General features: G+C 71.3%; 18 protein-coding genes, 1 tRNA gene and 1 pseudogene. 11 read left to right on the top strand and 9 right to left on the bottom strand.

From position 1 onward, the window contains the following. Nucleotides 1–559: 559 nt before the first annotated feature. Nucleotides 560–1,573, bottom strand: a complete 1,014-nt coding sequence (locus QR77_RS06510) for a LacI family DNA-binding transcriptional regulator (RefSeq protein ID WP_040027404.1) — start codon at nucleotides 1,571–1,573, stop codon at nucleotides 560–562. 188 nt (nucleotides 1,574–1,761) lie between these two features. On the opposite strand from QR77_RS06510, the gene QR77_RS06505 reads away from it, so the two are divergent. The 4 genes from QR77_RS06505 (at nucleotide 1,762) to QR77_RS06490 (ending at nucleotide 9,999) form a co-directional block, all read left to right on the top strand. Further along, nucleotides 1,762–3,081: an MFS transporter gene (locus QR77_RS06505; protein WP_078876508.1), complete on the top strand. Its 1,320-nt coding sequence runs from the start codon at nucleotides 1,762–1,764 to the stop codon at nucleotides 3,079–3,081. Then, the gene (locus tag QR77_RS47725; protein WP_063798006.1) at nucleotides 3,078–7,097 is read left to right on the top strand and encodes a hypothetical protein; all 4,020 of its coding nucleotides are present in this window, start codon (nucleotides 3,078–3,080) and stop codon (nucleotides 7,095–7,097) included. Before QR77_RS06505 ends, QR77_RS47725 begins: the two co-directional genes overlap by 4 nt. 133 nt (nucleotides 7,098–7,230) lie before the next feature. After that, nucleotides 7,231–8,625, top strand: a complete 1,395-nt coding sequence (locus QR77_RS06495; protein ID WP_052488570.1) for a helix-turn-helix transcriptional regulator — start codon at nucleotides 7,231–7,233, stop codon at nucleotides 8,623–8,625. A gap of 333 nt (nucleotides 8,626–8,958) precedes the next feature. Then, nucleotides 8,959–9,999 (top strand): hypothetical protein, encoded by a 1,041-nt coding sequence (locus QR77_RS06490; protein WP_063798005.1) that lies wholly within the window; start codon nucleotides 8,959–8,961, stop codon nucleotides 9,997–9,999. A gap of 55 nt (nucleotides 10,000–10,054) precedes the next feature. Here QR77_RS06490 and QR77_RS06485 read toward each other — a convergent pair whose 3' ends face one another. The 5 genes from QR77_RS06485 to QR77_RS06465 form a co-directional block, all read right to left on the bottom strand. Continuing rightward, nucleotides 10,055–10,612, bottom strand: coding sequence for a cysteine hydrolase (locus tag QR77_RS06485; protein ID WP_040020237.1), 558 nt, complete (start codon nucleotides 10,610–10,612; stop codon nucleotides 10,055–10,057). A gap of 67 nt (nucleotides 10,613–10,679) precedes the next feature. Further along, nucleotides 10,680–12,140, bottom strand: a complete 1,461-nt coding sequence (locus tag QR77_RS06480; RefSeq protein ID WP_052488569.1) for an MFS transporter — start codon at nucleotides 12,138–12,140, stop codon at nucleotides 10,680–10,682. Continuing rightward, a complete protein-coding gene (locus QR77_RS06475; protein ID WP_040020235.1) occupies nucleotides 12,133–12,579 on the bottom strand; it encodes a MarR family transcriptional regulator in 447 nt (148 codons plus the stop codon). The genes QR77_RS06480 and QR77_RS06475 overlap by 8 nt, the downstream gene beginning before the upstream one ends. Nucleotides 12,580–12,684: 105 nt before the next feature. Further along, nucleotides 12,685–13,470 carry an SAM-dependent methyltransferase gene (locus tag QR77_RS06470; protein ID WP_040020233.1) on the bottom strand — a complete coding sequence of 262 codons (786 nt, stop codon included), beginning with the start codon at nucleotides 13,468–13,470 and terminating at the stop codon, nucleotides 12,685–12,687. Between the two features lie 292 nt (nucleotides 13,471–13,762). Beyond that, nucleotides 13,763–13,993 (bottom strand): hypothetical protein, encoded by a 231-nt coding sequence (locus tag QR77_RS06465; RefSeq protein ID WP_040020232.1) that lies wholly within the window; start codon nucleotides 13,991–13,993, stop codon nucleotides 13,763–13,765. Here QR77_RS06465 and QR77_RS06460 point away from each other — a divergent pair. From QR77_RS06460 to QR77_RS06455, 3 genes and pseudogenes are all read left to right on the top strand, one after another. Beyond that, a complete protein-coding gene (locus QR77_RS06460; RefSeq protein WP_052488568.1) occupies nucleotides 13,992–14,492 on the top strand; it encodes an asparagine synthase-related protein in 501 nt (166 codons plus the stop codon). The genes QR77_RS06465 and QR77_RS06460 overlap by 2 nt on opposite strands. Continuing rightward, nucleotides 14,474–15,082: pseudogene (locus QR77_RS43270) on the top strand (lasso peptide biosynthesis B2 protein); the annotation flags it as partial. The gene QR77_RS06460 and the pseudogene QR77_RS43270, both read left to right, overlap by 19 nt. A 44-nt stretch (nucleotides 15,083–15,126) precedes the next feature. Then, entirely contained in the window at nucleotides 15,127–15,681 is a 555-nt protein-coding gene (locus QR77_RS06455) for a GNAT family protein (protein ID WP_040020231.1), read from the top strand. 109 nt (nucleotides 15,682–15,790) lie between these two features. Here the strand turns inward: QR77_RS06455 and QR77_RS06450 are convergent. Then, nucleotides 15,791–15,878: transfer RNA gene (locus QR77_RS06450), tRNA-Leu, on the bottom strand. Nucleotides 15,879–16,072: 194 nt separating this feature from the next. Between QR77_RS06450 and QR77_RS06445 the strand changes: the two genes are divergently transcribed. The 3 genes from QR77_RS06445 to QR77_RS49960 all read left to right on the top strand — a co-directional run bounded on the left by QR77_RS06445 (nucleotide 16,073) and on the right by QR77_RS49960 (nucleotide 18,822). Then, entirely contained in the window at nucleotides 16,073–17,398 is a 1,326-nt protein-coding gene (locus tag QR77_RS06445) for a M20/M25/M40 family metallo-hydrolase (protein WP_040020229.1), read from the top strand. A gap of 155 nt (nucleotides 17,399–17,553) precedes the next feature. Next, nucleotides 17,554–17,787: a chaplin ChpH gene (chpH, locus tag QR77_RS06440; RefSeq protein WP_040020227.1), complete on the top strand. Its 234-nt coding sequence runs from the start codon at nucleotides 17,554–17,556 to the stop codon at nucleotides 17,785–17,787. A gap of 138 nt (nucleotides 17,788–17,925) precedes the next feature. Next, nucleotides 17,926–18,822 carry a chaplin gene (locus QR77_RS49960; protein WP_040020225.1) on the top strand — a complete coding sequence of 299 codons (897 nt, stop codon included), beginning with the start codon at nucleotides 17,926–17,928 and terminating at the stop codon, nucleotides 18,820–18,822. Between the two features lie 56 nt (nucleotides 18,823–18,878). Here QR77_RS49960 and QR77_RS06430 read toward each other — a convergent pair whose 3' ends face one another. Then, nucleotides 18,879–19,067 carry a DUF5703 family protein gene (locus QR77_RS06430; RefSeq protein ID WP_040020223.1) on the bottom strand — a complete coding sequence of 63 codons (189 nt, stop codon included), beginning with the start codon at nucleotides 19,065–19,067 and terminating at the stop codon, nucleotides 18,879–18,881. A gap of 47 nt (nucleotides 19,068–19,114) precedes the next feature. Here QR77_RS06430 and QR77_RS06425 point away from each other — a divergent pair, with 47 nt between their 5' ends. Then, on the top strand, nucleotides 19,115–19,765 hold the full coding sequence (locus QR77_RS06425; protein ID WP_040020221.1) for a hypothetical protein: 651 nt from the start codon (nucleotides 19,115–19,117) through the stop codon (nucleotides 19,763–19,765). A 54-nt stretch (nucleotides 19,766–19,819) separates the two neighbouring features. Here the strand turns inward: QR77_RS06425 and QR77_RS06420 are convergent. Continuing rightward, nucleotides 19,820–21,902: helix-hairpin-helix domain-containing protein (locus tag QR77_RS06420; protein ID WP_063798004.1), on the bottom strand; the 2,083-nt coding region annotated here is incomplete at its 5' end.

The following is a 21,902-nucleotide window of genomic DNA, read 5'->3' as shown; positions in this document are numbered from 1 at the left end:
CACGGAGGGTCGGCGTCGAGGGGCGCGGCTCCACCGGCGCTGGTGCGTCGGGCAGCACGAACAGAACCTCTGGCGCCGGCATGGCCTGGCTCGGTGATGGAACCGTCCGCTAGACGGCAGTCGTTACGTTATGGAAGCTGGGGCGGGCAGACGTGTGACGTCGCCGGTCGAAGCGCACAGTGGCCCGTACGGGGGACGGACTCTTCGGCGAAATGACAGCGACGGCGGAGGTGGAGCGCTCGGGGAGCGCTCTCGCGACCTAATCGGCGTGCGCGGAGAGGGGCATCCGATAACGCCTGGAACAGATCGGACGGCTGTCATGGCGCGGGCCCTGTGCGGGAGGGTCCACCGTTCGTGGCAGTAGCCGAGGTGCGCTCGTGCGTCCCTGACGTGGGAGCACGGGGAAAAGCGTCCGGATGACGAGCCCGCGCGGGCGTACGCCAGGGTGGCGACGGCCCTGTTGGGGATGCTCAGTCATATAAGCTTTATATCAATGTGCGCTACATCTATGTAGTCCGTCCCGAGTGTCGGACACCACAGGGGTGTGGCCGACCCGCCGTTACGCGGCCGGCGGACCCGTGGTATTCCGCACCACCAGCCGGGGCGACATGCACACCCGTACGGAACGCTCCCGCCCCTCCACCCGCTCCAGCAGCAGCCGCGCCGCCGTCGCGCCCATCTCGCCGCCGGCCTGGTCGACACTGGTGAGCTGTACGGGGGTGAGCGCGGCGACCGCCGTGTTGTTGTAGCCCGCCAGCGAGACGTCCTCGGGGATGCGCAGGCCCAGTTCACGCGCCGCGCGGAACACGCCGAGCGCCGCCACGTCCGCCCCGGCGAAGACCGCCGTGGGGACCGGGCCCGCGCCCGGGGCCAGCAGCTCCATCCCGGCGCGGTAGCCGCCCTCCTCGGAGTACGAGGTCATCGCGACCCGCGCGAGATCCCCCAGGCCGTGCCGCCGCATCGCGTCGAGATAGCCGCGCGCCTGGATCCGCTCGGGCGTCCCCGACCAGCCGTTGCCCTCGTTCACGTCTGTCGACGTCAGGGCGATCCGGCGGTGGCCGAGTTCCACCAGATGGTCCACCACCAGACCGGCGCCCTCGGCGTCCGCGTCCAGGACGGCGTCGTACCCGACGCCCAGGTCGTGATGGCCGATCACCACTGTCGGCAGCGCCGCGGCCGTACGCAGCACCTCGGCGCGCGGAAACCCGGGACCGATGAGGATCAGTCCGTCCATCTGGCGGTCCACCATCGCGCGGGCCAGCCTGGTCTGGTCCTCCTGTCCGAAGCCGGCGGCGCCGACCAGCATCTGGTACGCGCCGCCGCGCAGCTCCTCGCTCGCCCCGTCGAGGATGTCGGCGAAGAAGGCGTTGCGGATGTTGTCGAGCAGCACGCCGACCGTGTACGTGCGCCCCCGCATCCCGCGCGCCGCCGCGTGCGGGCGGTACTCCAGCTCGGCCATCGCCGCGCGCACCCGTACCCGCATGGCGTCACTGACCCCGTACGCCTCGCGCAGCACTTTGGAGACCGCCGACGTCGAGACACCGGCGTGGCGCGCCACATCGGTGATCGTCACGCGGCGCCGTCCACTCGCGGTGACCATGAGGCAACTCCCGGTGATCTGTGTGGTACTCACTGTGATACAGCCGGTTAATCACAGAAAGATCCACAACCTTACGCACGCGTATTGACGGCTTCCGGCAGTGTCCCCCTACCGTTGAGTCGTTTCAATTCGGAGAACGTTCTACGACGAAGGAGTCGCGGATGACAACAGAGCAAGCAGCCCAGGATCCCGCGGCCCCGCTCGAACCCGGTGTGCCGGTCGAGGCCCTGAGCCGCCAGCAGTGGCGGTGGTCGGTCCTGGCCGGCATGGCCTCGTACCTCGACGCCGGGTCGATCGTCGCGCTCGGCGCCGGACTCTCCCTCTTCCAGGAGCGTCTCCAGCTCTCCGACTCCGGATTCACCGGTGTGGGCGCACTCGCCGCCATCGGTCCCAATGCCATCGGCGCGGCGATCGGCGCCTTCATCGGCGGGCGGCTCGGCGACAAGCTCGGCCGCAAGCGGATCTACCAGTGGGACCTGCTGGTCTACGCGCTCGCCGTGCTCTGCATCGGCTTCGCCGTCACCCCCGCGATGATCTTCATCGGCACCTTCGCGGTCGGCCTCGCCGTCGGCGCCGACGTACCGACCTCGCTCGCCCTGGTGGGGGAGTTCTCGCCGGCGAAATCCCGGGGCAAGCTGCTCGGACTCACCCAGGTGGCCTGGAACGCCGGCCCGATCGTCGTCCTGCTGCTGGCCCTCGGGCTCTCCCCGCTCGGCCTGCTGGGCATCCGTATCGTCTTCGTCCACCTCTTCGTGGTCGCCCTCATCACCTGGGCGCTGCGCAAGGGCATGACCGAGTCGCCCATGTGGAAAGCGGCCGCCGAGAAGGGCGCCGAGGCGAAGGCGGGCGTACGGGAGCTGTTCAAGGGGCCGAACCTGCGGGCCATGCTCTGGACCGGAACGATCTACGTCTTCTCCAGCCTCGCCGCCGGTACGGCCGGCATCTTCACCCCGTACATGGTCAGGCACCTCGGGGCGGGCGACCAGACCACCAGCGTCGCGCTGTCGTGCTCCGGCTTCGTGATCGGCATTCTCGCGACCTGCCTGGTCTTCATGCGCTTCAGCGACCGGGACCACGGGACGCGCCGTCTGATGTGGGGCGTCGGCGCGGTGCTGGGCGCGCTGTCCTACGCGCTGTTCCTCGTCTTCCCGTTCACCATCCCGACCATCCTGCTGAACACCTTCTTCTTCGGGGTGGGGGCGGCGCTGGCAGGCGAGGCGTTCTACAAGACCTTCAGCCAGGAACTCTTCCCGACCATGCTGCGCGGCACGGCGCAGGGCTTCACGTTCGGCACGGCGCGCTTCTTCCTCGGCATCTGGAGCTACTTCGTGCCGCACCTCGCCTCCACCGGCATCGCGCCTGTCGCGGGGCTGCTCACGGCGTTCCTGATCGTCAGCGGGGGCGTCGGCTTCTTCTTCATGCCGGACACGGCCGGCAAGTCACTGGATCTGATCCAGACCGAGCGGAAGGCCCTCGCATGACATCAGCGGAAACGACACCTCCGGCCACGGCCACGGCCACCGCTGCCGGCGAACTGCTGTCCCGCTTCACCGACCCGGCACGTGCCTACGGCCCGCTGCCCATCTGGTGGTGGAGCGGCGCCAAGGTCACCAGGGAGCGGCTGCGCCTCCAGATGCGGGAGCTGGTGTCCCAGGGTGTCCACCAGGCGGTCGTGATGTGCCTGGCGCCCACCGGGCCGATGTTCGGCTCGCTCGCCGACGACCCGCCGTATCTGAGCCCCGAATGGCTGAGCCTGCTCGACGGGGCGTGCGCGGACGCCGAGGAGCTGGGCTTCAGCCTCTGGATGTACGACCAGATCGGGTTCTCCGGTGCCAACTTCCAGGGGCAGTTGATCGCGGGCGACCCGGAGTTCTCCGGGCTCGCGCTGCACCGTACGACCGTGAGCGCCGACGACGGACAGGCGCTGCTCCGGCCGCCGTCCGGGCATACGGCGCTGGCCGCGTACGCCACCCTGCCGGGAGCCGCCGACGGGGCCCGCGTTCCCGTGTCCGTCACCGGTGGCGAGGTCCGCTGGAGCGGCGGACCCGCCGAGGTCACCCTCGTCCACAGCGGCGCGCGCGGCTTCGACTACTTCGGCGAGGCCGCGTGCGCCGCGCTCCTCGACCGGGTGCACGGCACCCTGGAGCGCCATGTCGGCAGGTGGTTCGGCCGCTCGATCGGCGGCTTCTTCCAGGACGAGCTGCCCGCCATGCCCACCTGGGGCCGGAACTTCGCCGCCACCTTCACCGAGGCGTACGGCTACGACCTGGTCCCCGAGCTGTGGGCGCTGTGGGAGAGCGGGGGCGCGGCGGAGGAGGCGCACGCGGCCCGGGTCCGGCGCGACTACCACGAGCACCGCGCCCGCCTCGGCCGCCGCTGCTTCTTCGACCCGCAGGACGCCTTCTTCGAACGGCACGGCCTGATCTGCGGCTTCGACCAGCCCTCACCGGCCCGCGAGGGCGACCCGGTCGGCGGTGTGCAGGTGTACGGCGACTACTACGCCACGCACGCCGGGTACGGCGCCCCGGGCAGCGACCACTGGGGCGACGCGAAGGTCCACAGCTCCATGGCGCACGCCCAGGGGCACGGCCGTACCTGGATCGAGGCGTTCCACTCCTCGGGGTGGGGCGGCACGCTGGAGGAGACGTACGACTGGCTCGCGCCGTTCCTGCGGCGCGGCGCGAACCTCTACGACCCGCACGCCGTCTACTACGCGACGCCCGGCGGCTGGTGGGAGTGGGCGCCGCCGTCGACCTGCTGGCGCCAGCCGTACTGGCCCGCCTATCACGTGTTCTCGACCGCCGTGGCGCGGCTCTGCTCCGTACTGACCCTGGGCAGCCATGTCTGCGACACCATCCTGCTGTCACCGACCACCACGGCGCAGGCCTATCTCACCCTCGAAGGACCGCTCGCCCCGGCGAGCGCCACGGACGCCGTCTACCACGAACTCAACGGCGTCAACACGTGGTTCGCCGAGCGCCGTGGCGCGCTGGAGCGCACCGGCCTCGATCACGACACCCTGGACGAGACGACACTCGCGCGCGCCGGGATCGTCGCCGACGCCTCGGGAGCGACCCTGGTGATCGGTACGGAGAGCTATCGCACCGTCGTCCTGCCGGGCCCGCGCGCCCTGCACAACGCCGCGGCGCGCACCCTGGTCCACTTCGCCGCCGCCGGGGGCCGGGTGGTGTGCGTGGGAAGCGCGCCCGAACTCTTCCTGGGCGGGAAGCCGGAGAAGGACGCCGAGGTGGCCGGGCTGTTCGCCGACGCCGTCGACAGCGGCCTGATCGCGGTGGTCGACACGGCCGCCGACGTCCCCGCGGCGGTGGCGACCGGACCCGTACGGATCACGGCTGACACCCCGTACCTGCTGCGCCGGCACGGCGACACGCATGTGCTGACACTGATCGCCCACGACGAGACCAGCGGCACCCGGGCGCCGATCGTCTCCCTGGACCCGGGCGACTGGACCACCGGGGAGAACTTCCCCTGGGGGCACTACTGGGAGCAACTGCGCACCAACGGCTACGACTTCGCCCCGGCCGGCGACCGGGGCGCTCGGGTGCGGGTCGAGGGCGTTGAAGACCGGCCGCGCGCCCAGCGGTGGGACCCCGGCACCGGACACCGCACCGAACTCACCGTCGCCCAGGGCCCGGACGGCTGCTGGCTGCTCGATGTGCCGTTCGCGGACGGCACGGTCGCCGTCGTCGTACTCGCCGGCGAACTTCCCGACCCGACGCATGAGTTGCCGGGCCCGACCACGAACGAGACGACACTTGAAGGCCCTTGGCGCGGGCTTGCCGTCTCCACGCTCGACAACAGTTGGGGCGACCTCGCCGCAGCCGACCGGCCGGGGGTGCTGCCTGTCGAGGTCTGGCGGATGGAGCACAACGACGGGCGCACGGAGCAATGGGCCCCGGTCACCGCCGGGTTCGGGCCCTTCGCCGAGGTCCGGGACGGCGACGGCGAGTGGCGTCCCGCCCTCTGGTCGCTGTCGCGCGGCATCCGCGACGACGTGGTGCACGACGAGCGCCTCGGCCCCAAGGGGTACGTCCCCGAGGAGTTCCTCGACTGGCGCGACGTTCCGGCGGACGGCCGCGTCGAGGTCCGCACCCACCTGACGCTGCCCGAGTCGGCGGGCCCGCTTCATCTCGCCGTGGGTGCGAACGCCGCCCGCCGGGTCCGCGTCGACGGCGCCGAACTCCCCGCCGACGGACAGGGATACCAGACCTTCAGCCCGCTGCCGCCCCGGACACACGGCAGGGACGTGCTCCTGGAGATCGAGCTGCGGGCGCTCGACGCCGGGCCCGTCCGCGCCTCCTTCGCCGTCGTCCGTGACCCTGCCGCCTTCCGCCGCCCCGAGTGGATGACCGCCGGGGACGGCTCCGTCGCCGGCCGGACCCACGACCTGACACTCCGTACCCACCTCGCCGCGCTCCCCGCCGACACCGTCGTCCAGGTCAGCGGCGACGGGGCGTGCGCGGTGCTCGTCAACGGCGTGGAGGTGGGCCGCCAGGGCGACTTCAGCCCGTACCCGGAACACCGGGAGGTGCGCGTCCACCCGTACGACATCGGTGCTCACCTGCGTACGGGCGAGAACACCGTCACCCTCCGGGTCACCGACACCGGCACCACACCGACCGCCGCCGCCCTCGACTCCGTACCCGTGGCGCGCGGCGGTCTCGGCCTGCTCAGCGACGCGAGCTGGGAGGCCACCTGCGAAGGCGCGCCCGCCGTCCTGCGGCTGCGCGCCTCCCAGAGCGGCCGCGACCCCCGCTTCATCTGTGCGTGGGCCCGCCCGCACCCGCTCCCCGGTGCGCACTGGCTGGAGCCGGCCGCCGCCCCCGGCGGTGTCGTCGAACCTGTCGTGCCGGACCTGGAGCCGGGGCCCGAGCGCGTCGAGTGGCTGCGCTTCACCGCTCCGCTCGGCACCACGGCGCTGCGCGTCCCCACCCCGCTGAAGGCCGCCGTCGTGGTCGGGGGACAGGAGTACGGGACGGACGACGAGGGGCGGGTACGGTTCCCGGCACCGCTCGGCGCCGGCACCGCCGTACTGCTGCGGCTCCTCGCCCTGGACGGCCGCAGGGGCGGCGCGCTGCTCGACGCCGCCGTCGAGGCCGAGACCGCCGAGAGCGACGGCGTACCCCTCGCCGACTGGGAGGCGCTCGGCCTGCGCGCCCTCGGCGGATACGTCCGCTACCGCACGACAGCGCGCCTGCCGGGCGGCCGGACGGGACAGGCGCTGCTCGATCTCGGTGAGGTGCGCGGCACCGCCGAGGTCACCGTCAACGGGACACCGGTCGGGCAGCGCGTCTGGGGGCCGTGGACGTTCGAGGTGACCGACGCGCTGCGGGAGGGCGACAACGAGATCGAGGTCGTCGTACGCGGGACCCTCGCCGGCTATCTCGACGACGCGTCACCGACGCGGGCGATCGCCGCCGGACAGGTGCGCACCGGCCTCTTCGGGCCGGTACGGATCGTATGCAAAACATCGTAAGGAAACACCACGTGGTTTGTACGGGCGAGTGAAGGCGGGTGATGATAGGGCTCCGTGCCCCGCGTGATCGAACACGCGTCCGGTGCGCGGGCTGTTGAGCGGCTGGGCCGGCAGCGGGGGAAGGGGGGATTCCGTGGAAGGTACGTTCGCGGCCGCCCTGCAGGAGCGTCGTCAGGCCGAAGGACTCTCGCTGCGGGAGCTGTCCGCCGTGGTGCGGTACAGCGCGGGCTGGCTGAGCAGGATCGCCCGGGGCAAGGGCACGCCGACCCTGGCGCTGGCCGAGGCGTGCGACGAGGCGCTCGGCGCCGGTGGTGAGCTGCTGGCGCTGGCCAGGGCGGAGCTGGCGGGCACGGCGCGCCCGGAGCAGCTCCCGCTCGCCACGTCGACCTTCGTGGGCCGCGCCGAGGCGCTGTCCGCCCTGGACACCGCCCTGACGGTGTCCCAGGAGCGCGGCATGGCGCTGACCCTCGCCGTGGACGGACCGCCCGGTGTGGGCAAGAGCGCCCTCGCGCTGCACTGGGCGCACCGGGTGGCCGGCGACTTCGCCGACGGGGTGCTCTTCGCCGACCTGCGGGGCCACCGCGCCGGGGTCGAACCCGCCGATCCGGGTGACGTGCTCGGCGCGTTCCTGACCGGGCTCGGCGTGGCGAACCCGCCGAAGTCGGCCGACGACCGGGCGGCGATGTTCCGTACGGCTGCCGCCCAGCGGCGGCTGCTCATGGTGCTCGACGGCGCCGTGGACACCGCGCAGGTCCGGCAGTTGCTGCCGGGCGCGGCCGGCAGCACGGTCGTCGTCACCAGCCGGCGCCGGCTGACCGGACTGGCCGTCGCCACCGGCGCCCGGCGTGTCTCGCTCGCCCCGATGTCGCACCAGGAGTCGCTGGTGCTGCTGCGGACCGTGCTCGGCGCCGCGCGCGTGGACGCCGAACCCGCGGCGGCCGACGCCCTCGCCAGGCACTGCGCCCACCTCCCGCTCGCCCTGCGCATCACCGCCGAGCAGCTCGCGACCCACCCGCACCGGCCGCTGTCGCACGCGGTGGACGAGCTGGCCGAGGCGGGTCTCGACGCGATGAGCGACCACGAGGATCCCCAACTCGCCGTCCGCGCCGCCTTCGACCTCTCGTACGGCGAACTGCGGCCGGACGTGGCGCGTACGTTCCGGCTGCTCGGCCTCGCGCCCGCGGCGCGGATCAGCGCGAAGGCGGTCGCGGCGCTCACCGGCGAGTCGCTCGTACGGACACGCCGGAACCTGGACGAGCTGGTCGCCCGGCACCTGCTCGACGAGACCGCGCTCGACCTCTACCGGACCGACGCCCTGCTCCACGCGTACGCCAGGGAGAAGGCGGAAGCGGAAGACGCCGAGGCGGCGCCGGGAGCCACGCCTGCCGCCGCGCCGGGGGCCGTGCCCGGCCCGGTCACCGCGGGTGCCGGTGTCGAGGTGTCCGGTGTGAAGGTGCCCGGAATCGCGGTGCCCGGCATCACCGTGGCCGGGGTCGAGGTGCCGGGCAGGGGCCGGACGCGCGTATGAGTCCGGCGGAAGACAGGCCCCATTCACCCCGCTTTGTACCGGAGTGCTCTCCGGCGCTTGTGAGGGCGGTGTGCTGATCGGCTTTTTCGTGTGTTGCGCAACGGGGCAACACTGGTGCCGGTCGGCCGATTACAGAAGAGTGAAGACGCCTCCACTGTCGGTAATGGGGGCAACCCTCATCGAGTTCCCCCCTTTTTTCCCTTCGGAGCCTCGCACTATGACTAGCGCCACCCTGGTTGACCCCGCTGATCCCGCGGGCCGTGACTGCCCCGGAACGCGAGCGTGTCCGGGGCCCGTCGGAGCCCGTGTCCCGGTCCGCGTGAGGGGCTGAGCGTGGCAGAGTCCGAATGGCGCCCGGTGATGCATCCCGCGGGCTTCGACAACGATCTGCGCGTGGCGCTCGAGGAACTGTCCGCAGGGCGGTGGATGGCGGTGCGGACGCTGCTCGCCCGTACGGACACCTCGCACGGCTGGGGCCTGTGGACGTACCGCAGCCAGGTGCTCGGCGCCTCGGCGGCCGGGTCCGACGTGATCGAGGCGTGGGAGTCCGAGGAGCCGGGGCCCACGGTCACGGTGATGCGGGCGCGGGTCGCCGTCGAGCGCGCGCTGCGCGCGTACCGCGCCGAGCACTCGACCACCGACGCCCTGTGGCACGAGGCGCTCGCCGCGTGCGGAGCGGCGGTGCGCGAGGCGCCCGACAACCCGGTGCCCTGGACGTGCTTCCTGGCGCTGGCGGTGATCGACGAGGAGCAGCAGGCGGCCGAGCACCGGGTGCGGGCGGAGGACCCCATGCTGCCGTCGGGCCCCTGGGGCCTGCTGAAGCGCGCGCACGCGCTGGACCCGTACAACCGCGAGGCGTACCACCGGATGCTCATGTACTGGCTGGGCCGCCCCAACCCCGCGGCCGTCAGCCACGCGGACGCGTACGCGCGCTGGGCGATCAGCAGGGCGGAGCAGCCGGCCGGCGCGGACCTGCTGATGCTGCCCGTGTACGTACGGGTGGAGCGGTGGCTGCGGCTGCCCAGGGAAGCCCTCGACATGCACTGGCTCAACAGCTACGCGATCCATGACGCGCTGGCCGCCTTCGACCAGTGGTTCGCCGTCGCCGACCCGGCGGACCGGTCGCTCCAGGACCTCAACTGCCTGGCCCACGCGCTGTGGGCGGGGCAGCGGTTCGCCGAGGCCGAGCGGGTCTTCGAGGCGATGGGGCGCCACATCACCCCCAGGCCGTGGCAGTACCGCATCGCCGACCAGGGCAACAGGGACCAGCTCTTCGGCTTTGTGGCACTCTGCCGCGCCCAGTGCGTGAACGTGGCCGAGTCCGCCTCGCGTTCGGCGGTCCCGCCGAGCGGCAGGCACCGCTCGGGCCCCTGACCCAGGGTCGCGCTCAGACGGTGGTTCGGTCGCGGTTCGGGAGTGCTCGGGCGGCTCAGGCGGCGGCGCCGAGGGTGTGCGCCCATTCGTCGACGGTGGCGACCTTGCCGCGTCGTGCGAGGACTTCGGCGATGAGGATGTCGTGCAGGGCCGGGTTGGGGTCGGCGCAGGCGTCGGACAGGACCGTCACCCCGTAGTCGAGGTCGACGGCCTGCAACGCGGTGGACAGCACGATCCCGCCGGTGGAGAGGCCGGCCAGGGCGAGGTGGCCGATGTCCTGGGTGGCCAGGAGCTGCTGGAGGTTGTTGCCGGCGAAGGCGCTGACGCGGTTCTTGTGGACGACGATCTCGCCGTCGGCGGGGGCGGCATCGGGGTGGATGGCGGCGCCGGGGTCGTCGGCCGTGAAGAGGTGGGACGGAAGGGCGCCGAAGATCTTGTTGCGGGGGTGGGCGTCGGTGTGACCGCGACGGAGTTGAAGTGCCACGTGGATGACCGGGATGCCGGCGGCGCGGGCCGTGTCGAGGGCGTGCACGGCGCGGGGCAGGTAGTCGTCGGGCATCTGGGCGAGGTGGCTGGCCTGGAGGTCCATCAGCAGCAGTGCGGTGCGGGACATGGTCGTGCCTTTCGGGTGCGTGAAGCGCTGTTCGTGGACATCTCACGGCTGCCGGGCCGTGGTCGCGCTACTCCGAGGTCTGCTTCTCCGCCGGGGCGTCGGTCGTCGCCGGGGCCTCTTTCGCCGCCTGGGCGGCTGCTGTCGCCGCGCGGCCGAGCGTCCGGTCGAAGACGGTCAGCAGGAGGTAGAGCACGCCGGCGCCGAGCATGACCCAGGCGAGCTGATGCATGCCGCCGGTGTCGGCGCGCTGCCCGAAGGACGCGCCGGTCGCGGAGGAGGCGATCATCGAGCCGACGTAGGCGAAAGTGCGCAGCAGCCCGGCCGAGGAGGCGGTGCGCTCGGGATCGGCCTGGAAGTACACGGCGTTCTGGAGGGCCAGGCTGTTCAGCCCCTGGGGGACGCCGAAGATCAGCGCGACGAGGAGCAGCATCCACACGGGGCTCGTCCCGGTGAGCGTCAGCATCACCACGCAGGCGACTATCTGTCCGGCCGCACCGACCAGCAGCTTCCCTCGTATGCCGTTGCGCCGCCCGGAGATGATCGAGGCACCGATCGCCAGCAGGAACATGGGGATCTGCACCAGCCCGGCGCGGAAGGGCGACAGCCCGTAGCCCTCTTCGGTCCACTGGCTGAAGCCGTAGAGGAACGCGTACGAGACGACGTAGGCGACGAGCGCGCGCCCGTAGGTGGCCAGGAGCGGTGTGTTGCCGCCGAGCACCCGCAGGTCGATGAAGGGGGTGGCGGCCCGGAACTCCCGCGCGGCGAAGGCGGCTCCCAGGGCGATGGCGATCACCAGCAGGTACCAGTCGCGCAGGTGCAGGTTCATCAGGAACAGCAGCAGCGAGGTGAGCATCGCGGCGAACAGGCCCATCCCCGGGAGATCGAGCCGGGCGGCCAGGCGCCCGCGCTGCTGGGACGTTCCTGCTGACTTGGGCAGCCGCAGCAGCCCCAACAGCACGGCAGCGGCAGCCAGCGGCACATTCAGCGCGAAGGTGGCGCGCCAGCCGCCCACCGCGATCAGCAGGCCGCCCAGCAGCGGGCCGACGACGGCGATGGTCTGGTTGGTGACCGCCAGGGCGGTCAGCACGCCGCCGGGACTGTCCCGTCCGGTGCGCTTCGCCTCGCTGCGCAGCAGTGCCATCGCCGAGGGATAGCCGGCGCAGGTGCCGAACCCGAGCAGGACGCGCGCGACGATCAGCACCATCAGGTTCGGTGCCAGGGTGCCGACGACGCCGGCGAGCCCCACGAGTCCGGTACTCAGGAGGAAGAGCCTGCGCGGCCCGAATATGTCGATGAGCCGGCCGACGACCGGCTGCCCGAGCGCGGTGGCCAGATAGAGGGCGGAGACCAGCCACGCGGTCCCTGAGGCCGGGGCGCCGAGGGCCCTGCCGATGGGGACGAGCGCGACGGAGATGATCGTCGAGTTGATCGGGTTCAGGACCGAGCCCAGCAGCATCGGCGGCAGCAACCGCCGGTCGAACCCCGGCTTGTCCGTCTCCTTCGCGGTGTCCGCCCGCACCTCAGTCATGGGTCAGCCGCTCCAGCACGGCCATGGAGGCGATCACGGCCCGGCGTTCTTCTTCGGTGCACCTGTCCTGCAACTGCCCGGCGAGCCACTCCGTACGGGCCTGCCGCCCCTCGTCCACCCGGCGCTGGCCCTCGGCGGTCAGCGTGATCAGCAGGCGCCGCCCGTCGTCCGGGTCGGGGCCGCGCTCCACCAGCCCCCGCGCGGCGAGCGAAGCGACGGTCGCGGTCATCGACTGGTGCCGTACGCCGTCGGCGGAGGCCAGCTCACTCGCCGTGACGCCGGCCTTGTCCGACAGGCGGGCCAGGACGGACGCCTGGCCCAGGGTGATGTCCTCGACCTCGGCGGCGTTCAGGATGCGGCGCCGCAGACGGCTGATGACGGCACGGACCTCGCGTGAAGCCCGCACCGCCGAAGGCGACAGGCTCGGGTTCTCGCTCATGCGACCCACGCTAACTTCTACAGGTTTAACTGTCCAGTTTCACCTGTACAACTTGAGCCGCACGAATAGCGCGGAACTCCGGGCTCAGGGCTCCCGGCTCCCGGCTCAGGGGATACGCGCCACCCCGGCGTAGAGCCCACTCGGCTCGGGGTCGGCCGGAGCCTCGCCGGCGACCCACGAGGACGCGGTGACAAGCCCGGGCGGTACGAGATCGAGGCCGTCGAAGAAGCGCAGCGCCTCGGCGTGCGTACGCAGCGCGACGCGGATGCCGCCCTTCGCGTAGCTGTCGCTGGCCTCGGCACCCAGGTCGGGGTCGATGTCGGCGGCGCCCTGGGTCAGCACGAGATGGCTGCCGGACGGAAGGGCGTCGACGAACGTACGGATGATCCCGCGCGGGTCCTCGTCGTCCGGAAGGAAGTGCAGCAGCCCGATGAGGGACACGGCGACGGGCCGGCTGAAGTCCAGGAAGCCGCGCGCCGCGTCGAGGATCGTCCCGGGCTTCCGCACATCGGCCTGGAGGTATTCGGTGCCGCCCTCGGGGTGGCTGATCAGCAGCGCTTCCGCGTGCCGCAGCACGATGGGATCGTTGTCGACGTAGACGATCCGGGCCTTCGGATTGATGCCCTGGACGATCTGGTGCAGGTTCGGCGCGGTGGGGATGCCCGTACCGATGTCCAGGAACTGATCCGTCCCCTGCTCCGCGAGGTACGCGACGGCGCGGTGCATGAAGGCCCGGTTCTGAAGGGCGGCGACCCTGCCTTCGGGCGGAAGAGCCTCCGCCACCTCCTGGTCGACCAGGTAGTTGTCCTTGCCGCCCAGGAGGAAGTCGTAGACACGCGCGGAGTGCGGCACGCTCGTGTCGACCCGGCTGTTCGGGGTGCCAGAAGTCATACCGGGCATGTTGTCACAACGGCCCGTCGGGGCCAGGGCTGAGAACGGAAGAAAATGGGACGGCATCCCGCCCCCGGAAAACACGAAAGGACCCCAGATGATCTCGGGTCCCTGCGGGTGTCCGAGGGGGACTTGCACTTGCGTCTTGGGCGCCAGTCCGCAAACAGCCTGAGCTGGGGGAACGCCCACCGAGGAGCCTATTTCGGCAGGCGCTTCTCTGCCTCTTTCCTGCTGTTTCAGGCGCTGTTGGGCATGCGACGGTCAAGTGACCATCCCGACCCGTCCCACCTGATCAGGCTTTCTCGATGGCCTCGAAGATGTCGGCGTCAGTCTCCTGCTGCCAGGTCGGAAGATCGGGCCAGTCGGCGACGTAACCCGGCTTCGGGTCCTCGAAATGCTTGAATATTTGCGCAGTCCAGCACGTCGCTCCCCATCGGCTGACAGGCGTGGCGACCCCGAAGCCCTGGCTCACCCACTGGGCGACCGTCCTCGCCGAGTCGGTCATCTCGTCGGAGACGGGCATGGACGGCCTGGGCTACGCCGACCGCCACCTCCTCAGTGAAGCACGGTACGTCGGTCGTACCGCCGCGACGGAGAACCAGATTGCCGCCACGTACGGAATCGAGATGCACAACCCGTACACGGACGCCCGGGTTCTGGAAGCTGTGATGTCGGTCCCCGCTTCGGAGCGATGGTCGGCCCGCCGATACAAACCGCTGCTTACCGACGCGGTCACCGATCTCCTGCCCAGGGAGGTCGTGCGGCGTGGCTCCAAGGGGTTGTTCGCGGTGGACCATCACCACGGGCTACGGGCCAACCAGGCGAGCGTCCTGGAGCTGGCAGACGGCCACCTGGCCGACCTCGGCCTGGTGCGCCCTGTGATCCTCCGCTCGCTTCTTCGGCAGGCCGCGCTCGGGGTGGATGTTCCTTGGGGACTGCTCGAACCACTGCTTGCCACTGAGCTGTGGCTACGTGCCAGTGACACCGCGACCGAGCGAGTCCGATGGGAGAACAGACCATGAACGTCCCCGCTGCGAGTCGCCACACTCGTACCGCGTTGACCTCGACAGTGGGTGTGGTCATCAACTACCGGACCGGAACGACCGTGGTCCTTACCGGCGATTCCCTGTCGCGCTGGCTCGACTCCTTGCCGCACAGCGGAGCACCGGCCCCCGTCACAGTCCGCCCCTCGGAAATCTCGTGGGGGACCAGTGAGTCATCCGCCTGCCTGGACAACACTCCAGCACCGGCAACGTGGTCGTGGCGGGTGGCGGCGACCGTGCTTCTCGCGGTCACTCTTGCTACGCGCCATCTGGGACGGAGGCGTACGCGCTTCGGCCGCATGGTGCGCCTGGCGGAGGCGGGCCGCGCCCTGCCGCTCCCGAGCAGGACGCATGCCAGCCTGGCGGTCCGCTCGGTGCGATGGGCCGCGGGGTTCTTCCCCGCCCGCGTCGCATGCCTGGAGGAGTCCACGACCGCCGCACTTCTGCTGGCTGCGGGCGGGCGCGGCGGAGCCTGGAGGCACGGAGTCGCCACAGATCCGATCCGTATGCATGCCTGGATCTGCGACGTTGACGGCCGGCCTGTCGAGGAACCGGACCAGACTGGGGACTACTCGCCCATCAACGGGCCGGAGCCAACATCGAAGAGGTGCCGATGGACGAGCCGTACATCCTGCTCCCGGGCAAGCGCGTCAGCCTGGCCACGCCGGACCGTGACCATCTGCCCGACTACCACCGTTGGGAGAACGACCCCGGCACGATCCTGGGCTTCGGGACGCAGGTCCCGCAGGCGTGGGAGGTCCGTGCCGGCGGATGGGAAGCGGCAGGGCGCAACCGTGACTTCCCTCAGTTCGAGGTCGTCACCACTGCCGACCGGACCCCGGTCGGCCTTACGTCTCTCCAGATTGATCCGGCGGTACGAACCGCCGAGTACGTCATCCTGCTTGCGCCGCAGGCACGGGGGAAAGGGCTGGCCACGGAGGCGACAGCCCTGACACTGCGGTGGGCGTTCGAATACGCGGCGCTGCGGATGATCTGGTTGAAGGTCCTGGAGCCGAACACGGCCGGGATCACCGCGTACGAGAAGGCAGGGTTCAAACCGGCTGGCCGTCTCCGCCAGTCCGGTTACTGGCGCGGCCGCCCCTGTGACGAACTCCTGATGGACGCGCTGGCCGACGACGTTTCCCCCGTCCCGACGTCCGGTAGCTGAGCCGCCCCCCGGGACGCCGACCGACAAGGTGGGCCCCGGGGCACTCCAGGGTTGATTACGCCACAGCCAGTAAACGCGAAAGGACCCCAGATGATCTGGGGTCCCTTGCTGGTGTCCGAGGGGGGACTTGAACCCCCACGCCCGATAAAGGGCACTAGCACCTCAAGCTAGCGCGTCTGCCATTCCGCCACCCGGACCGGGTGTCCGCCGGGCGGCCAGGGGCCGTTCCGACGTGGAAAACCATAGCAAACATTCGACGGTGCCCGATCACACCCCGTTCGTGTGACGGGCGTATGACAGGTGCGGGTGCGGCGGGGCCCGGCCTTGGGTGGTGCGGGTCCGCGCGGGAGTATGTGAGGGAACAGCAGCAACGACCCTGGGAGTGAGCAGCGTGAGTGAGCCGAACGCGGGCAGGACCGTCTCGGGCGAGGACGAGGTCGTCGACCTCTGTCGTGATCTGATCCGGATCGACACCAGCAACTACGGCGACCACTCAGGGCCGGGAGAACGGGCCGCCGCCGAGTACGTCGCCGAGAAGCTCGCCGAGGTGGGGCTCGAACCGCAGATCTTCGAGTCGCACAAGGGCCGCGCCTCCACCGTCGCCAGGATCGAGGGCGAGGACCCGTCCAGGCCCGCGCTGCTCATCCACGGCCACACCGATGTCGTGCCCGCCAATGCCGAGGACTGGACGCACGACCCCTTCGCCGGGGAGATCGCCGACGGCTGTGTCTGGGGCCGTGGCGCGGTCGACATGAAGGACATGGACGCGATGACCCTCGCTGTCGTACGGGACAGGCTGCGCAGCGGCCGTAAGCCCCCGCGCGACATCGTGCTGGCGTTCCTGGCCGACGAGGAGGCCGGCGGCACGTTCGGGGCGCGCTACCTCGTCGACAACCACCCCGGGCTCTTCGAGGGCGTCACCGAGGCCATCAGCGAGGTCGGCGGCTTCTCGTACACCGTCGACGAGAACCGTCGGCTCTACCTGATCCAGACCGCGGAGAAGGGCATCCACTGGATGCGGCTGACCGTGGAGGGTACGGCCGGGCACGGTTCGATGATCAACAAGGACAACGCCATCACCGAGCTGTGCGAGGCGGTGGCGCGGGTCGGGCGCCACAAGTGGCCGGTACGGGTGACGAAGAGCGTGCGGTCGTTCCTCGACGAGCTGTCGGACGCGTTCGGCGTCCCGGTGGACCCCGAGGACATGGAGTCCACGCTCGCCAGGCTCGGCGGCGTCGCCAAGATGATCGGCACCACCCTGTACAACACGGCGACGCCCACCATGCTCGACGCCGGCTACAAGGCGAACGTGATCCCCGGGCAGGCGACCGCCCATGTCGACGGCCGCTACCTGCCCGGGTACGAGGAGGAGTTCCTCGCCGACCTCGACCGGATCCTCGGCCCGCGCGTCAAGCGCGAGGACATCCACAGCAACAAGGCGGTGGAGACGACCTTCGACGGCAAGCTCGTGGAGGCCATGCAGAGCGCGCTCGTCGCCGAGGACCCGATCGCGCGGGCCGTTCCGTACATGCTCTCCGGCGGCACCGACGCCAAGTCCTTCGACGACCTCGGCATCCGCGGCTTCGGATTCGCGCCGCTGAAGCTGCCGCCCGAGCTGGACTTCGCCGGGATGTTCCACGGTGTGGACGAGCGGGTCCCGGTCGACGGCCTTCAGTTCGGGGTGCGTGTACTCGACCGGTTCATCGACCTCTGCTGACGGCCCGTACTGACACGTAGCTCCAACAATCGCCAGCGCGTGCGCATTTGACTGAAAAGAGTGAATCCGACGATACGCTCGTAGCCTGATTAGTTCCTCCTCGTTACAGGTGGTGCGGTCCGAGGCTTGGACCGCATTGCCAACTAGGAGGAATAATGATCAAGAAGATCGTCGCTGCCGCCGCCGTCACCGGTGGACTGGTGCTCGCCGGCGCGGGTATGGCCGTCGCCGACTCGGGTGCCCAGGGTGCTGCCGTGCACTCGCCGGGTGTGGCCTCCGGCAATGTTGTCCAGGTGCCCATCCACATCCCGGTGAACGTGTGCGGTAACACGATCTCCGTGATCGGGCTGCTGAACCCCTCCTTCGGCAACACGTGCGTCAACAACTGACGTCGTACCTCAACCCGTAAGGGTGTGAGCCAGGGTGGCCCCGGAGTGCGCGCCATGCACTCCGGGGCCGCTGGGCATCCTGCCCCGGCACTTGGGCCGAAGGGCATTCCGGTAAGGCAGAAGGCAAGGGATCAAGCTATGAGACAGGTCACGCGCAAAGGCCTGATCACCGTGGCGGCCGCTGGCGGCGTACTCGCCCTCGGCGGCGGCTACGCACACGCGGACGCGGGAGCGGCGGGAGCCGCTTCGCACTCACCGGGCGTGCTGTCCGGCAACAGCGTCCAGGTGCCGGTGCACGCCCCGATCAACGTCTGCGGGAACACCGTGAACGTGATCGGCGTACTCAACCCGGCCATGGGCAACAGTTGTGCGAACGTGTCGGGCAAGGCGCCGTCCACCGGTGGTTCGCACGGCGGCTCGCACGACGACGGCTCGTACGGCGGCTCGCACGACGGCGGACACGGCCCCGGCCACGGGGACGACGGACCGGACGACGGCGGGTACGGCGGCGGCTCGCACGGCGGAGGTTCGCACGACAGCGGCTCGCACGACAGCGGCTCGCACGACAGCGGCTCGCACGACAGCGGTTCGCACAACGGCGGTTCCCATGCCGGAGGCGGCACGGACCACTCCCCGGGCGTCGGCTCGGGCAACGACGTCGAGGTGCCGATCGACATCCCCGTGAACGTCTGCGGGCTCGACGTCAACATCATCGGTGTCGGTAACCCCGCGTACGGGAACGACTGCGAGAACGACTCACCGCCGGTCGTCACACCGCCCGGTGAGCCGGGCAAGCCCGGGAAGCCGGTGGAGCCGGGCACCCCGGTGAAGCCTCCGGTCGACCGCGACATCCCGCCGACTCCGGAAGCCCCCGGGGCGCCCAACACCCCTGACACGCAGAACGTCGCCCAGCCCGTGGGCAGCGACGAACTCGCGTCGACCGGTGCGGGTCAGCTCGGATTCCTGCTCCCGGCGGCCGGCGGGCTGCTGCTCGCGGGCGGCCTGATCTACCGCCGCACCCGCGCCACCGCCTGACCGAATGCGTACGGACCGGGGCGGGCCTCGCAACAGCGGGGCCCGCTCCGTCATGCTCACCAGGTGGCGCGCACCTGACGGATGATGCGCCGGCGCAGCCGTACTCTGCGGCTGCCGTCCCGGTGCAGGCTCAGACGGTCCAATTCCCAGTGCCCGTACTCGGCATGGTCGGTGAGCAGACGCGTCGCTTCCTTGCGGGAGACCCCGCGCGGCACGTACACATCGACAAATTCGTATTCCGTCATCGCATCTATTGTGCGTCCGGAGCCCAGGTACGGATAGCGTCTGCACTATGTCTGATGCTGTGCAGCCCACCGCTGCCGAGGTACGCGCCGCCGCCGAGGCGGTGAAGATCGCTCTCGACCGCCACCTCGCGGCGGTCGAGAACCGCTCGGGTGAGGACGACCCGGCCGTCTCCGAAGCGTTCAACGCCCTCGCTGCCGCGGCCGAGGTCTACGACGAGCGGCTCTACAACAGGTACGACGAGGTCACCCCCTTCGAGATCCCTGATCCGGACGACTCGCTTCCGCCATATGCGGGACCCGAGGAGCCGAACGCGCTCAGTGTGCTGATCCGGCGCGACTACGCGGTGGTGGACCCGCAGCGGCTGCTCGTACAGGCACAGCGCATCGCCGACGTCGACGAGGACTCCGTGACAGGGGCGGCCGTGGGCAGCAGCGTCCACGCCGCTCTCGGGGTGCTCTTCGGCGAGTACGAACCGGACGAGATCGCCTCCCGGCACAAGGAGTTCGGCCTGGAGGAGGGCGACTCCACCCTGTGGGTGTCGGCCGCCGACGACCTCCCGGAACCGGGGGAGTGGCTCAGGGCGCCCTTCGACCAGGCCGATCCCCAGCAGGTCGTCTGCCGCTTCGACGTCAGCTCGGTCTTCGACGAGGACGATCTCGACGCCGACCTGGACGACCTGGAGGAACAGGACGCCTGAGCCGCCGCACCCCGCCCCGGGCCGCCCAGGCCCTCGCCCGGGGCGGGCCCGGGGCTACTGCGCGGGGGCCGGCGCCAGCAGGGCTTCCACCAGGGGACGCAGCCGGGTCGTGCGCTCCTGGGAAGGGATGGCGGCCACCGCGTGCGGCAGCGCCTGGTCGACGCCGTGCACGACGGAGAGATGGCGGTCGCCCCGGCTGAAGGCCGTATAGACCCAGGGGCGGCTGAGCCCCTGCCCCGCGTCGCCGGGGAGTACGACCACAGCGGCCGGCCAGCGCATCCCGGCCGCCTGGTGCGCGGTGAGCGCCCAGCCGTGGCGTACGGCCGACTCGACCTGGTCCTTGGGTACGACGACCGGAACGCCGTCGCAGTCCAGCCGCAGCCCCTCGGCGTCGGCGGAGACCACGGTGCCCTGCACGGTCCTGCCCGGCGCCGGTACGTAGGCGATCCTGTCCCCCGGGTCGAAGCCGCCGAACTGGCCGGGCCCCGGCTGGAGCCGCTGCTTGAGCGCGGCATTGAGCGCGCGGGTGCCGGCGGCGCCGCCGTGGCCCACCGTGATCACCTGCGTCTGCGCCGAGGACACCCCGAAAGCGCGCGGTACGGAGTCGGCGACGAGCTGCACCGTACGGTGCACCGCCTCGCCCGCGTCCCGCACCGGAACGATCACGACCTCCTTGCCGGGCGCCTCCACCTGGGTCAGCTCCCCGATGCCGATGCCGGAGACCAGCTCCCCGATCGGGCCGGGATCCGGCGTACGCGAGGCGACCTGCGGGCACACCCGGGCGGCCAGCAGATCGGCGAACACCCGGCCGGCGCCCGCCGACCACAGCACCCCGGGGTCGCCGCTGAGCACCAGGCGGCTCCCGTCCGGCAGCGACTCGACGAGCATCGCCGCCGTCTCCACGTCGAGCTGCGGCGCGTCGAGCACCACGAGCAGATCGAGCGAGAAGGTGCCGTCGGTGTCCCGACCGGGGCCCTGGGCGCCGGAGAGCAGCCCGGCGACGGTGAGCGCGTCGGCGCCCAGCCTGCTCCTGCCGTTCTCGCTGTGGGCGGCCACCGCTGTCCGCAGCCCGAGTGCCCGCGCCGCCACGGCCAGCGCGACGGGCTCGGCTCGCGCGGCCTCACCGCCCGTGTGCAGCACCAGGCCATGACCGGCGACCGCGCGGATCAGCTCGGCCGCCGAGGGCGAGGGTGCCCCCGCGGCCGCCTCCTCCCAGGAGGCGTCGGGGCCGGTCTTGACCAGCCGCGCGATCCCGTCGGCAAGGCTCTCCTCGGCGAGCGCGTACCGGTCGAGCCCCAGGAGTACGGGGACAGGCGCGGCGTCGGCGTCCCCGGCCGCCCCTGTGCCCGGCTCGCCCGCCTCGGACCCGCTGCCGTCCACGCCGTCCGCGGCCTCGGTGTCCGAAGCCTCGCCGTCCAGGGCCTCGTCGGCACCGTCCTGGAAGACCAGCACGACACCGTCGGCGACGGCACGCCCCAACGCCTCGTCGGGATCGGGCACCGCCTGCTTGCCGAGGGCGGTGCGCACCGCCGACGACTCCAGCGCCGTGTGGCCCTGGAGCGCGGCCCGTTCGAGCAGCCAGCCGACGAGCGCCGCTGACCGACGCTCGTCACCAGGACCGCAGTCCGCGCCGAGCAGCGCACGCGCGAACCCGTCGGCCTGCTCGGGCCGGACACCCGGCACGGCGAGAAGCTGCCACGGATCCTCCCGCAGAGCCTCGGCGGCCCGCTCCCCGAGGACGCCGGACACCTGCCCGGCGAGCGACTCGGGCGCGCCGCCCTCGGCCAGCACGGCCCGTACGGCTGCCACGGTGCCCGGAGGGGCCGTCCGCGCCGCCTGTGCGGCCGCTCGCGGCTGTACGGGGGCGGGGGACGGGTCCGACGGCACCTGTGGGGGCACGGGCGCCCTGAGCGCTGACGTGTCGACCTTCTCGCCGCTCTCCATGGCCCGTACGGCGGCGAGCAGATCGGCGGCCTGCCCGCTCAGCTTGGTCCCCGCGTCGATGGGAGCGGACTTCTCGGCCTTCCGCCGCTCGATCCGCTCCCGCAGCTCACGCTGAGCGGCCAACTCGGCCTCGGCCTCGGACAGCACGGGCACGACGGCCTCCGCGGTCGCACCGGCTTCCCCAGCCGCACCG

The organism is Streptomyces sp. 150FB, from assembly GCF_000818195.1.
Classification (GTDB): Bacteria; Actinomycetota; Actinomycetes; order Streptomycetales; family Streptomycetaceae; genus Streptomyces.
The sequence above is the reverse complement of the archived record's forward strand: the minus strand, read 5'-3'. Positions and strand labels throughout refer to the sequence as shown.